At 49.8% G+C, this 13,260-nt stretch carries 15 protein-coding genes and 1 riboswitch; of the genes, 5 read left to right on the forward strand and 10 right to left on the reverse strand.

Translation table 11 applies throughout. From position 1 onward, the window contains the following. Positions 1-55: 55 nt before the first annotated feature. The 5 genes from AC5SV9_RS18550 to AC5SV9_RS18570 form a co-directional block, all read right to left on the reverse strand. Complete coding sequence (locus tag AC5SV9_RS18550; protein ID WP_134055368.1) at positions 56-409, reverse strand: YdbL family probable chaperone protein; 354 nt, start codon at positions 407-409, stop codon at positions 56-58. Positions 410-419: 10 nt separating this feature from the next. Beyond that, positions 420-608, reverse strand: coding sequence for a YnbE family lipoprotein (locus AC5SV9_RS18555; RefSeq protein ID WP_273021581.1), 189 nt, complete (start codon positions 606-608; stop codon positions 420-422). 12 nt (positions 609-620) lie between these two features. After that, a complete protein-coding gene (locus AC5SV9_RS18560; RefSeq protein ID WP_475149351.1) occupies positions 621-3,200 on the reverse strand; it encodes an intermembrane phospholipid transport YdbH family protein in 2,580 nt (859 codons plus the stop codon). A gap of 182 nt (positions 3,201-3,382) precedes the next feature. After that, positions 3,383-5,089, reverse strand: a complete 1,707-nt coding sequence (locus AC5SV9_RS18565) for a M28 family metallopeptidase (protein ID WP_475149352.1) — start codon at positions 5,087-5,089, stop codon at positions 3,383-3,385. Between the two features lie 119 nt (positions 5,090-5,208). Then, positions 5,209-5,805, reverse strand: a complete 597-nt coding sequence (locus AC5SV9_RS18570) for a hypothetical protein (protein WP_475149354.1) — start codon at positions 5,803-5,805, stop codon at positions 5,209-5,211. 97 nt (positions 5,806-5,902) lie between these two features. On the opposite strand from AC5SV9_RS18570, the gene AC5SV9_RS18575 reads away from it, so the two are divergent. Beyond that, positions 5,903-6,172, forward strand: coding sequence for a DUF3081 family protein (locus tag AC5SV9_RS18575; RefSeq protein ID WP_475149356.1), 270 nt, complete (start codon positions 5,903-5,905; stop codon positions 6,170-6,172). A 176-nt stretch (positions 6,173-6,348) separates the two neighbouring features. Next, positions 6,349-6,521, forward strand: a riboswitch (Lysine riboswitch). 106 nt (positions 6,522-6,627) lie between these two features. Then, positions 6,628-7,977: a lysine-sensitive aspartokinase 3 gene (gene lysC, locus AC5SV9_RS18580; protein ID WP_475149358.1), complete on the forward strand. Its 1,350-nt coding sequence runs from the start codon at positions 6,628-6,630 to the stop codon at positions 7,975-7,977. A 187-nt stretch (positions 7,978-8,164) separates the two neighbouring features. Here the strand turns inward: lysC and queC are convergent, their stop codons facing one another. Next, complete coding sequence (queC, locus tag AC5SV9_RS18585; protein ID WP_134055356.1) at positions 8,165-8,821, reverse strand: 7-cyano-7-deazaguanine synthase QueC; 657 nt, start codon at positions 8,819-8,821, stop codon at positions 8,165-8,167. A gap of 112 nt (positions 8,822-8,933) precedes the next feature. On the opposite strand from queC, the gene queE reads away from it, so the two are divergent. Then, positions 8,934-9,599, forward strand: coding sequence for a 7-carboxy-7-deazaguanine synthase QueE (gene queE / locus AC5SV9_RS18590; RefSeq protein ID WP_134055354.1), 666 nt, complete (start codon positions 8,934-8,936; stop codon positions 9,597-9,599). Then, positions 9,600-10,010 carry a DUF6841 family protein gene (locus AC5SV9_RS18595; protein WP_475149360.1) on the forward strand — a complete coding sequence of 137 codons (411 nt, stop codon included), beginning with the start codon at positions 9,600-9,602 and terminating at the stop codon, positions 10,008-10,010. Here AC5SV9_RS18595 and AC5SV9_RS18600 read toward each other — a convergent pair. Beyond that, on the reverse strand, positions 9,998-10,576 hold the full coding sequence (locus AC5SV9_RS18600; RefSeq protein ID WP_475149362.1) for an LON peptidase substrate-binding domain-containing protein: 579 nt from the start codon (positions 10,574-10,576) through the stop codon (positions 9,998-10,000). The genes AC5SV9_RS18595 and AC5SV9_RS18600 overlap by 13 nt on opposite strands. Positions 10,577-10,652: 76 nt before the next feature. Between AC5SV9_RS18600 and AC5SV9_RS18605 the strand changes: the two genes are divergently transcribed. Further along, positions 10,653-11,843 carry a DNA recombination protein RmuC gene (locus AC5SV9_RS18605; RefSeq protein WP_475149364.1) on the forward strand — a complete coding sequence of 397 codons (1,191 nt, stop codon included), beginning with the start codon at positions 10,653-10,655 and terminating at the stop codon, positions 11,841-11,843. 44 nt (positions 11,844-11,887) lie between these two features. Here the strand turns inward: AC5SV9_RS18605 and AC5SV9_RS18610 are convergent, their stop codons facing one another. From AC5SV9_RS18610 to arsC, 3 genes are read right to left on the reverse strand one after another with little or no spacing between them, the layout of a single operon-like run. Next, positions 11,888-12,316, reverse strand: coding sequence for a DUF2069 domain-containing protein (locus tag AC5SV9_RS18610; protein WP_475149367.1), 429 nt, complete (start codon positions 12,314-12,316; stop codon positions 11,888-11,890). 2 nt (positions 12,317-12,318) lie between these two features. Continuing rightward, a complete protein-coding gene (wrbA, locus tag AC5SV9_RS18615; protein ID WP_475149369.1) occupies positions 12,319-12,897 on the reverse strand; it encodes an NAD(P)H:quinone oxidoreductase in 579 nt (192 codons plus the stop codon). Further along, positions 12,894-13,241: an arsenate reductase (glutaredoxin) gene (gene arsC / locus AC5SV9_RS18620; RefSeq protein WP_475149373.1), complete on the reverse strand. Its 348-nt coding sequence runs from the start codon at positions 13,239-13,241 to the stop codon at positions 12,894-12,896. Before arsC ends, wrbA begins: the two co-directional genes overlap by 4 nt. Positions 13,242-13,260 lie beyond the last annotated feature (19 nt).

Consider the following 13,260-nt stretch of genomic DNA (forward strand, 5'->3'; position numbering starts at 1 on the left):
CAATAGCTTAGCAGCTGCTGGTTGTTTGCCTATTACTGTAATACAAAATCAGCAATCAGGGTTTTTTTACCCAATTACCATCCAGCAGTATGTAATGGCCGGCACTGGTACGCTCCAGCGCCTTTTTGCCTGCCATGGCTTCTACATCAGCCACTGCAATGCTGTTTTGCTTAGCCAGCCTGGCATATTCAGCACGGCGGGCGTCGTTAATCAGTTTAACGATGTCATTGGCTTCACTGTTGTTTTGCACCGCACCCAGATAGCCATTTGCCTGCTCGCCAACTAAACCCTGAGCTTTGGCCTGGCTTAACGCTGCCATCGCCTGTTGTAAATTCATTGCCAGCACCGGCAGGCTTATGGCAAACAGGGCAGGTAACAGCAACATTTTCAGCTTGCTTAACGATTTCATTTTACGCTCCTTAAAATAACCCACTGTCGTCGCTGAATAGCTCATCGAGCTGCTTATCGACTTTGATATAAATTTCATGCTGAATTTTCACATTCAAATTGATATTAATTGGCTCCGCTGGCATCGCAACCTGCACTTTGGGGGTGCAGGCTGCAAGGCTCAGCAGTAGCAATATGGCACTGCTCAGTTGCTTAATCATTAGGATGCTCCATTAGCGCTTACCGGCGCTTTGCTGTTGAAGACGTTGTTGTACCCGCTGTTTTATTTTGTCACTTATTTGGCTGCTAAGTTGTAAACTGGTGATGAGCGCCGGAATATCTTCCTCCAGATTAATATTCAGGTTAATCGGCCGTCCGGCTTCCAATGCCGGGTTGTTACCGTGTAGTTGTAGTGCCAGCAGTAACTTACCGTTTGTATCATAGCTAACATTACTGGACAGCACGGAGTAATGAAAATCATCCAGTGCTTTTAACATGACTTTCATTCCCGGGTTGGTCGCAGCCATGTTTTCAGCTGTGGGCGGGCGGTATTGTAACTGGCCGCCTGGGCTTTCTGCCGCAATGTAACCCCCTTCGACACTGGCGCCACTGCGGTTTAACAACAGCGGGATGGTACCGGAGATAAGGCCGTTACCGGTTAAGTCTGTCGTGGGGTGTTGCTGCAGTAATTTGGTCAGGTCTATGCGCTCAACTTGCACGGTGATCTGCTGCTGTTGCAGCGCCAGATCCAATAACGTTGGCTCAACACGGATTTGCCCGCCCATCGCCAGTAGCTGCAACTGCCTGATATCAAGTTTACCGGCGGTTAAGGTGTTAGCCGGTGTCACATAGCTGGTTTGCATCCGCAGCGGGCCGGCAACAACACCATGCTGTATTTCAGCCAGCGTTGCACCACTGGTGCTAACTGATACGGTATCGCCTTTGTACTCGACTGACAGCGGCAGATTAAGATCGGTAAACAGGCTGCGGTCATAAATACCACTGACACCCGACAGCGCAATGTCCGCCTGAGCGGCGATGGTATCGGCCAGTGTTACGCTGCCGCTTGCGGTTATACGGCCACGGTTAAACTCTAACAGGGCAGGCCAATCGGTAAGGCTCTGCTGAAAAGGGTTGCCGGCCAGTAAAAAAGCATCGTCCAGTTGCCAGTTTAGCGTTAAACCTTGTTGCTGATACGTCAGTTGGTGATTGATACCGAGGTTGGCCTGATTGCTTAACTTGCCTGTAGCATTCAGCTTCAGCGCGTTGCTATCGCCAGCAGCGACGCTGCCGTTAAGTTGACCCTGCCACTGCCAGCTCTGTGCCTTTAATGCGGCCTGTTTAATATCGGCTGCGTCAGCCTGAATATCGGTTTTAAACGTTAGTGCAGAAAAGGCGCTGTCGCCTGTTAACCGGGATGATGTCGCTGAGATCTTAACATTACTGGCGCTAAATTCGGTTGCCTGCAGCGTTGTTGTGCTGACGTCGCTGCTGCTTAAGTTCAGTTGCCAGCTATTGGCCAGCCAGTAAGCGTTAAATTGGCTTTGTAATTTCAGCTGTTCAAGTTCGATACCCGTATCCGGTGTTAAATGCTGCTGCACCCAGGTCAGTTTGCCATTTTTTAAACTGGCACTGAGCGGGGGCGTCAGGTTCATCAGCGTATCGGCAGACAACGTTAACGCACTGGCACCGGTTGTACGGATATTTACGCTCAGTGGCAAAGCGGTAAGCTCTGGCTGGCTGCTGCCGTCGGCTGATAAATCCAGATACACGGTGTCGCTATTAATCCCTAGCTGTTGCAGCTGCTCCGGTACAACCGGCTGCTGCAGGGTCAGCTTGCTGTTTAACTGGTACTGGTTAAGTTCACCCTGTTTGAATCCAACCGCTGCCGTTAACCTGCCCTGCAAGCGGCCAATTCCGGGTACGGCTAATGGTGCTGGTAAATCCGCATTAAGTTGCCAGTTGCCTGATATATGCTGGCTAATACTGGCCAGGTCTGCTTGTTCAGGCAGATCAAACGACCATTGGCTGACAACACGCACCGGTGCTGTGAACTGCGCGACAGCATCGGCTGGTAATGCAAGCTGCCAGGCACTCGTCTGCTGCAGCAGCCAGGGGGAAGGCGGGGATATCGTAAGCTCCACCGCGCCCTCAGCCAGCAGATTAGTTTGTTGTATCAGACTTTGATGTAAATCCAGACTTATGCTGTCATCAAGCGTCAACTGTACATTTAGCTGCGGCAAATTTTGCACCGTTTCATAGCTGCCGTTTAGCGTCAAACGCTGTTGTTGCGTGTCTGCAGTATCAAAGCCGGTGAGCGCAAAGCGCAGCTTTTGCTGGTCGACAGTAGCTTGGCCATTTAGCAGGTAGTGGCAGAGGCTGTTGCCACAAGGCAGTTGCAGGCTGACGCGTTGCAGGCTGATGCGTTCGGGCAGCACTGTCGGAAGTTGCCAGTTTTGTGGCAGGCTAAAAGGCTCATTATCGGCAGCTGCAGCGGGCGTGTTCTGCTCAGGCCATTGTGTCAGTTTGATGTCGGCCGAGCCAAGCCCGAATTCACGTAGCACAGGGCTGAACCCGCCACTAAAAGACCAGACCAGGGTGACCTCGCTAAGCGTAAACTGCGCAGCAGTTTGCTCAAGTTGAAAACTAACCCGGCCAAGGCGTAGCTGGTGCAGACTGAGGGCAGCAATGTTAAATTGCAGGTTTTTCACCGGTAAAGCTGCCAGTTGTTTTTGCAGGTACCAGTAAGCGCCGGCTGTTAACAGCAGTAATAAAGCTAAGCCTGTAAGCAGCGTTTTATGCCACCAGCGCATAGAGTTTCCTTTCGGTTAATAAGCTGACATTAAGCCGAACTTACTGAATAGGTTATGAATATATCAGGCTTGCGAAGTTGCTGCCATTTACGCTGCATCGAAGCGGGCGGCACCTGGGTAAAAAGATGGCCATAAAAAAGGGCAGCGGTTGCTGCCCTTAGCCTGAAATACGGTAGGACAAATTAGTTACGCTCTGCGGCAGACGCATCGCGCAGTGCGCGGAACTCGTTGCCTTCATTCCAGTTTGGCCAGGTACGGCTGTTAGCCAGCTCGTTACCTACCTGATAAAACAGGAACAAGTCTTGCTGGGCGCCACGTAAATCCCAGTTATCATCGTATTCGTCATTCACTTTGTGGTAGCAGCATTTGTTAAACTCGGCACGCTGCGCTTTACCCCAATCTGCACCTTTCTCAAAATGGTCGTTACCGCCTTTGGCATATAAAATCGGCACACCTTTCTTCGACAGGTTGAAATGGTCTGAGCGATAAGCAATACCCGCTTCAGGGTTGTGCTCACGCACCGGATAGCGACCTTGCTGCTTGGTGTATTTAATCAGAATATCTTCCGCGTTGTTGTTACCCAGGCCAACAATCACCATATCTTTCATCGGACCATAGACGTTCATCACATCCATATTAATGCCGACAACGGTTTTCTCCAGCGGGAAGACCGGGTTAGCTGCATACCAGGCGGAACCCAGTAAACCACGTTCTTCCGCGGTCACGGCAACAAATACCACCGAGCGCTCGGGCTGTGGCTGCTGTGTAAAGTATTCTGCCAGCGCCAGTAAGCCGCCAGTGCCGGAGGCATTGTCTTGGGCGCCGTTAAAGACTTTGTTGGTCGGGTTGGAAAAGTCCATCCCCAGATGATCCCAGTGTGCCATGTACAGCACGTACTCGTCCGGGTACTTGCTGCCTTCGATATAGCCGACAACATTGCTTGATGTCAGCTCACGCAGGTTATTTTTCACCGTGATTGACGCTTTGGTATTCAGAGGTAGCGGGGCAAAGTCTTTTTCCAGGGCTTTTTTATGCATGGTGGCCAGGTCTGTGCCGACATTGGCGAACAGTTTCTCTGCCGACTCAGTCGTGATCCAGCCCTCGACTTTTGCCAGATCCGCGTTTTTGTTCTCGTTGATTAAATCAAACTTAATCGGCGAGCCATGCGCAACCACACCCCAACCATAGCTGGCGGCGTCGGTTTCATGAATGATTAACGCCATCGCAGCACCCTGACGGGCGGCTTCTTCATATTTGTAGGTCCAGCGGCCGTAATACGTCATAGCATTGCCATTAAACAGCTTAGGGTCCTGCGTAGCAAAGCCGGGGTCATTGACAAACATCACCACGGTTTTGCCTTTTACATCCAGGCCTTCGTAGTCGTTCCAGCCGTATTCCGGTGCGACGATACCGTAGCCGACAAACACCATGTCGCTGTCTTTCACTTCTACCTGTTCAGTTACTTGTTTGGTCCAGGCCGTCATTTCGTCGCGATAAGTAAATTGGGCCGGCACGTTGTCGCCGCTCAGTGTCATCGCCGACACCTCTTTCGGGTCGATTTGTACCAATGACACCGGCTGCTTGTAGCTGTCACCGTCGATGGGTTTGAGGCCAATACGGCGGAAATTGTCTTCCAGATAGGCAACTGTCAGCTCTTCGCCTTTCGTTGCCGGCGCGCGGCCCTGAAACTCGTCTGAAGACAAGGTTTTAATATATTCTCCCAGACGCGGATTTACTTCTGTCAGCTTAAGTGTCTGCTGAGCTTCCTCTGTCTGAGCTTTTGCCGGCTCGGTTGTATTAACGTCGGTAGCCGGCTCTGAACAGGCGGCTAGCAAGCCTGCTGCCGCCAGAGCTGCGGCAAGGCGGGTAAACCTGGATAGGGTCGTCATAAATACTCCATATTGTTATCGTTATAAAGCCCGCTACAGAGCAAGCCTGATATAAAAGCCATTTATCTTAGCGTACCGCTAATGCACTGACCAGTTTGCTGACCGCCCGCAATTGGCGGTTAATCCTGATACCCCCAGGGCACAGGTGGTAAAGTAACCGGTTTGGTTAAATCGAAATCGACTCTGAATTCTCGCCCTTCACGGATCATCCGATAGCTGAAGATCTGTGGGTAGATATACATTTGCCAGATATTACTATTTGACTGCGGGTTACCTAAGCGGGCAAACAGCTCTTTAGAATACTGATCTGCCGGGAAGCTTTGTACATTAGCCCAGCCAGCGTCAACGGTATGGCCGCCATACATGGTGGATTGGTCATATTCGCCATTTTTTTGCCGGTGATCGTGCTTTAAGCTAAGGCCACAACCGGTTTTAGTGATAATCCAGGTACGGGAGTGATCATCGCCGACATGGAAGGGGATCTGTAACTGCCGGTCGGTACATTTACGCACATGCATGATTAGCCGGCCGTTAAAGCCATCACTTGAAGGTGTATCAACACTGACTTTGCCAGCAAAGGCTTTGCCACAAAGCGCCGCCAGATTATTAAAGAAGTTATCGTGGCTGGCAATTGATACCAAAGGCGCCTCTTTAATGCTGTTGGCCTGAACTGAAATGCTAAGTAGCAGCGCACAGCCGGAAATGAGCTTTTGCATGGGTATTTCTCCTTTTTATAGCGCCGGACTATAACCTTTGTCAGTGTCCGGCGCAAAGCAGTGGTATGATGACAGAAAATAACCCGGGGATAACACCATGCAAAATGAACTGGATGCTAAGTTTTTACTTAATGTGTTTGGCAAAGTTGAGAAACACGGTACGCCGATTAACAATGAGCTGGGTGCCGGGTTTGAACTGGATGGTATAACGGTTAATTCCGGCTTTGACGGATACGAGATTTACTTTAGCAATGGCAAGGTGCAGTTAACATTGGGTTTTCACCATAAATGGCACAGCGATGCGTCGAGCGAGGCAGATATGGATGCCTTTGTCGCACAGCTTAAAAAAATTAACCTTAACTACTGATTTATTTCATTGATGCTAAGGATTTGTTCAGATTAAACCGCTACCATGGCGCTCAAATATAAGCGCTGGCAGATATGATCGCGGTTCACCTCTGAAAAAGTTCTGTTTAGACGGCTAAAAGGCTATTGCTTGGGGCCGTAAAACAGGTTAAGGTGTCGTCCGTCAATCATATCTGATAGACCAGAAGAGGTGCGTTAGCCAGGTAACTCAGGACAGATGTCTATACATCGTAGCCTGAATGAGGGGGACTAACGCCGAGAAAAGTGTTGTTATAGAGCGTCACTTTTCGGTCGCTAAGGCTGAATCCTTACGACTGTCACCTGAATAGCGGTGGAGAGCTTCTGGCCTTTGTTAACTACAGTTTACAGAAATTACAGAAGCTGTCTGTTCCATTCTCGTTTTGCTGTTAGCAAATGCCATGCTCTGCTTATTATGTTTTATAAGGAGAGGCACCTTTGTCCAAACTTATCGTTGCAAAATTCGGCGGCACCAGTGTCGCAGACTTCGAAGCTATGTCGCGTTGTGCCGACATTATTCTGGCTGAACCCGCCATTCGTTTAGTGGTTGTCAGTGCCAGCTCAGGCGTCACTAATTTATTGGTAGATATCACCAGGCATGCCGATGTGGCAGAGCGTTATGCCTGTTATCAGGGTATTGAGCGCATCACGTTAGCGGTATTAAACCGGCTGGATAATCCGCAACAGGCTGCACCAGAGATTGAAGGGATCCTGTCGGCGCTGCGTGAACTGATAGAGAACGGCGCGGTATACAGCGGTGCACATAAAGATGAAATACAGTCATTTGGTGAGCGTTTAAGCTCAGTGTTGTTTGCGCAGGTGCTGCGCGAGCGTGGCGCATCGGCACTATGCTTTGATGCCCGCCGCGTAATGCGTACCGACAGCCGGTTTGGTAAAGGTGAGCCGCAAATAAGTCAGATCAGCGAATTATGTGCACTGCATCTGCAGCCATTAGTGGCGGATAATGTTGTTGTGACTCAGGGCTTTATCGGCGCCGATGAAATCGGCCAGACTACCACGCTCGGCCGGGGCGGTTCGGATTACAGCGCAGCATTATTTGGCGAAGCGCTAAGCGCGTCAGTGGTGCAAATTTGGACCGATGTGGTCGGTATTTTTACTACCGACCCGCGTTTAACCGAGCAGGCGCGTTGTATTAAAGAAATCAGTTTTGATGAAGCGGCAGAGATGGCGACATTTGGTGCCAAGGTGCTGCATCCTGCAACGTTAATACCGGCAATGCGGCGTAATATCGGCGTATTTGTTGGCTCCAGCCGCGAACCCAAAGCGGGTGGGACCTGGATAGCCAAAGACGTGAAAGACCGGCCGCCGTATCGTGCCATTGCACTTAGAAAATCACAGACATTGATCACCGTAAAAAGCCCGGCCATGTTGCATGCCGCCGGCTTTTTAACCCGGGTGTTTGATATTTTAAGCCGTCACCAGATTTCGGTAGATTTGGTTACCACATCAGAAATCAGTGTGGCACTGACATTGGACGAGGGCGGCATGACCAGCGCGTTCAATGTTTCTGTTGAGCCGGCGCTAAGCGAGCTGCGCAGCTTTTGTGAAGTGTCAGTCGAGCAGGGCCTGAGCTTAGTTGCAGTAATTGGTAATCACCTGCACAGCAGTAAAGGTATTACCGGCGATTTGTTTAATACGCTGGAGCGCATTAATATGCGACTGATTTGCCATGGTGCGTCCAAGCATAACCTGTGTTTCTTAGTGCAGGATGCTGATGCACCGGGTGTGGTGAAGCAATTGCACCAGAACTTATTTAGTGCAGCTTGAGCTGACTCCGGCAGAAACTGGTTTGCTCACGTCAACGCGCCGTGAACCCATCCATGGGGGCTCGATTCAGGCATCCATGCCTTCAACGGTTGACTTAGAGCAAACCTATTCCTGCCGTTAACTACTGCTATGTAGCTGGACAATATAAAAAGCCCTGACTTGGCAGGGCTTTTTATCGGGTTACAGACTACTCGTATGGCAGCGGATCTGTAGTGTTGTTTAGCGTAAAGGCTTCCAGCCGCTCCTGGCAGGAACCACATTTACCACAGGCTTTTTCCCGGCCGTTATAACAAGTCCAGGTTTTGCTGTAATCAAGCCCCATGGCCAGGCCATCAGCAAGAATTTCAATTTTAGTTTGCGCTAAGTACGGGCTGATAATATCGACCGGCTCATAGTTGGCTATCTGACAGACATCATGCATTTTCTGCACAAACTCGGGCCGACAATCCGGGTAGATAAAATGATCGCCACTGTGAGCGCCATAATAAACCTGGCTGGCGCCAAGTGATACGGCATAGCCAACGGCCAGTGACAGCAAAATCATGTTGCGGTTAGGCACGACGGTCGACTTCATGTTGTCGGCGGCGTAATGGCCCTCCGGAATGTCGATATTGTCGGTTAACGAAGAGCCTGCAAGTAACTGATTGATAGCAGATATATCAACAATTTTATGGTTTATTCCCAGTTCCTGACACACCTCGGCGGCGCATTGCAACTCTTTAACGTGGCGCTGACCATAGTTAAAAGACAAGGCATAGACGTCATGCCCGGCCTGAATCGCTTTGTGTAATACAGTAAACGAATCCATTCCACCGGAATAAATCACAACAACTTTGTTCGGCATCGCTGGCCCTCTCTTGTATAATGCAGCTCAAATTCAGCAACTTCGCCGCTCTGCTGCAGCGGGGCGCGCATTGTACAGTAAATCAGCCATGGGCTAAAGGGTAAAGCACAGCGTGTATAAAGTTAACGAAGTCTTTGAAACCATTCAGGGGGAGGGCAGCTTTACCGGTGCTGCGGCTATTTTTATCCGTCTGCAGGGATGTCCGGTAGGGTGTAGCTGGTGTGATACCAAACATACCTGGGAGATAAAAGATACGCTGCGTCAGCCGCTTGGCGATATCGTGATTAAAATCGCTGAGACTGAGCACTGGGCAGAGGTAAGTCCTGCTGAGCTGCTTGCATTGTTTGCAACCGAAGGTTATCAGGCTAAGCATGTGGTGATTACCGGTGGCGAGCCCTGCATGTACGACCTGAACCCGCTATGCCATCTACTGCACCAGCATGGTTATAGTACCCAGATTGAAACCAGCGGCACCTTTGAGGTAAAAGCGCCTGCTGACACCTGGGTTACCGTATCACCCAAGGTCAATATGGCTGGCGGCTATACAGTACTGCAAAGTGCACTGGACAGAGCGAACGAAATTAAACACCCGGTAGCGATGGAGAAACATGTTGATGAACTGTTGCAGTTATTGCAACGCACAGACACAACCGCTAAGCTGGTTTACCTGCAGCCAATCAGCCAGCAGCGCCGTGCCACGGAGTTAGCCATCGCGATGTGTAAACGGCATAACTTTCGTTTAAGTGTGCAGGTTCACAAATATCTGGGGATCAGTTAAATGCAAGCAGTGTCAGATTTTTTTCAGCAATACGCTCAGGCTTATATCAGCAGCGATCTGCAGCGTTTCGGCCAGCTGATATCCTTACCCAGCATGTTGCTTGCCGGCGACAATAAAACCTTACTGACTGATATCGAAAGCCTGCAAGGCTATGTGCTATCACGCGTTGAGAAATACCGCGAGCTGGGTGTAGAAAATGCAGATTTTGTGCTGCAGCATCAGTTGCGGTTATCTGAACAGCTGCAGTTCGTCAGCCTGTACTGGCGCTTCTATGACATTAACAGTAAAGTGCTGTTTACCTGCCATACCTCTTATACTTTGCAGCGCTGTGAAACGCAGTGGCAGGTAGTGGCCATTATTCTTGACGATGAAGATGCCGCATACCAGCGATTACGCAATCAGGTATTGTAATTAAGCCAGGCTTGCAGACTGTCAAGGCAAGGAGATGGACTGGTTTGTAATGCCAGTTTCTGTTTAAGTGCCGGTTGCATCGGTATCAGTTCCAGATAGCGTGATGCCAGCCAACTGGCGTTCTGGTAGTTTGGGCTGGGATATAACTGTTGCAGAGCAGGGTGTTGCTGCAGTAATTTCTCCAACTGTGCAATAAGTGGTGTGTATTGCGGTTCTATATCCAAAGCCGGCCAGTTATCTAATCCGGTTACTTCAGCGACAGGCAAGTTATCCGCTTCTTGCCAGCGCTTTACAATCAGTACTTTCTCTACACCTCTGATGGTAATACCAAGCAATCCATCTTCAAGCTGTTCAAAGTCCTCGATATTTACCCGTGTTGCCAGGCTCAAGATCCTGTCTGAATGTGACTGACTAACGTAGGGGTTAATTTGGGCAACAGCGAAATCACGTTTACCTGAGCTGGCTTCACTAACCAGGCGCAGATAACGGGGCTCGAACACACGCAGGCGCATGCGACCATCCGGTAGAATAAAACTATTAAGCGGAAATAATGCCAGTTGCTTCATTGTCGTATTAATAACGTTGTATAGTTGCCAGTTGTACGCACCGAGCGAGCTAATGGTTTACCGCCACAAGGATTTTATGTCGACCGAATACTGGTTTTATTTGCTTGCAGGTTTATTAACGTTAAACCTGATATTACTGCTTGTTGTTCTATTCAGGCGCAACGACGTTAGCTTGCAGCTGACACAATTTAAACTGGAGCAAGCGCAGCAGCAGGCACAGCAGCAACAACAGCTGCTGGAGCAGCTACACCTGCAACGGCAGCAACTGCAGCAGCAGCAACAGGAGCATTTGCTGCAGGTACTGCAGAAAATTACGGATACGCAGCAAGCGTCGCGTTTTGAGCTGAGTAAAAACCTGCAGCAACAGGCTATTATGCTGGCTGAACAAGTGAAACAGCTTACCGTCAGCATTGATCAACGCCTGAAAGATATTGCCGGTCAGGTTGAAAAACGTTTAAGCGATGGTTTTGAAAAGACGAACCAGACCTTTACCGATATTGTTAAACGCCTGGCGCTGATTGACGATGCGCAGAAAAAAATTACCGAGCTTTCCGGTAACGTAGTCAGCTTGCAGGAAGTGCTGGCGGATAAGCGCTCACGTGGCGCTTTTGGTGAAGTGCAACTTACAGCGCTTATTCGTAATGTATTGCCAGAACAACATTTTTCACTACAGCATACGCTGAGTAATGGCCGTATCGCCGATTGTATGTTGTTTCTGCCCAAACCCAGTGGTGATATCGCTATAGATGCAAAGTTTCCGCTGGAGAGCTATAAAAAAATGACTGATCCTGCTGCTGGCACAGAGGAGCGCAAGCTAGCGCAGCGTCAGTTTAAGCAAGATGTGAAAAAACATATCAACGATATTGCGGATAAATACATCATTGCTAATGAAACAGCAGATGGTGCCATTATGTTTTTGCCGGCCGAAGCCATTTTTGCTGAGCTACATGCATATCATGCTGACATCGTGGAAGAGGCATACAGGCGCAGAGTGTGGCTGACATCGCCAACCACTTTAATGGCAGTACTGACGACTGCACGCAGCGTATTAAAAGATGACGCAACGCGACGGCAGGTGCACCTTATTCAGGAACATTTGGTTAAGCTCGCTGAAGACTTCTCCCGTTTTCGCGGTCGTTTTGATAACTTAGCTAAACATATCGATCAGGCCTCTGCTGATGTGAAGCAAATTCATACGTCAGCGCATAAAATAAGCAATAGGTTTGAGCAAATTGAAAAAGTAGAATGGCTGGAAGAACGCGAGTAAGCGGCGGTTTATAGCTCCGGCTGGCCGGAGCTATGGCAGGCAAATCAGTGCTTTTTGAACTCGGGTTCGTCTTTTAACTTCGGGATCTTAAGACCCAATTCCTGTCCACGATAGCGGGCATAATAAGTACAGCCAACAAACATGACACCGGCCAGTAAAAGTTCCAGCAGTGATAATCCCCACTGCATACCATTGCTGACCCACAGGTTGGTGAGACTATGCAGGAAGTAAATCATCACAATAAAATTTGCCCAGGCCATAGTGTAGGCATGGCCTTTTACAATGCCGTACAGCGGTAACCACAAAGGCAGCCACAGCAGAGCCAATAACACATAAGCATTGCCCAGTTGAGGTGGTGCAAGCCATAGGATCCAAAGTGGCTGTAACAACCACAGCCCCCAAAAACCGAACCGGCCAAGCTGCAGATATCTGCGGCTTTGTGCGGATAACGGGACAGTACTACCAGATGGCATCGTTAATCCTTGTGTTGCTTAAGTTGCTGGCTGAGTGTGGCCAGGCGTTTACCAAAGGCAATTGCCAGGCGCTGCTCTTCCACGCTCAGTTTATTGTCGGCCTGATGGCCGCTAACATGTGTCGGGCCATAAGGCGTGCCACCGCTTTTGGTCTGATGTAACTCTGGCTCGCTGTAAGGTAAGCCGGTTAACAGCATGCCATGATGCAACAGCGGCAGGCTCATACTCAGTAAGGTGGCTTCGTTACCACCATGCATGCTGCCTGACGACGTAAAAACGCCGGCAGGTTTATCAATCAGCTCACCCTTTAACCAGATGCTGGTAGTATTGTCCCAGAAGGCTTTGGCATCAGCAACCATGTTGCCAAAGCGCACCGGACTGCCAAATGCCAGGCCATCACATTGCCGAAGTTCGGCCTGACTGACAAGGGCGTGGCGGCTGGCATGTTGCGGATCAAGTGGCGGGATGCAACGTACCAGTGCTTCGGCGCCAGCTTGCTGTACGCCTATGGCTATCTTATCCGCCAGGGCTGCAACAGCACCGTGCCGGGAGTAATACAGCACCAGAATAGTGGCTGTCATGACAAAATATTCAATACGTTAGCTGCGGGGCGGCCAATGGCAGCCTTGTTGCCGTTAACAACAATCGGCCGCTCAATCAGTTTTGGGTGGGCGGCCATTGCATCGATAAGTTGCTGCTCGCTCAATGCCTCGTTATCAAGCCCCAAAGCTTTGTACTCGTCTTCTTTTGTTCGCAGCAACTGCCGGGCGCTGATGTTGAGCCACTGCAGTAATTGTTTCAGCTCTACAGCCGTGGGGGGCGTTTTTAAGTACTCGACAACGTCTACCTCTTGTCCCTTTTCCTTTAATAGCTCTAGTGTTTCACGGCTCTTAGAGCAGCGCGGGTTATGGTATATTTTTATCATCAGTTGTCCTGTCGGTAGA

The sequence above is a fragment of the Rheinheimera sp. ATLC3 genome (assembly GCF_059429535.1).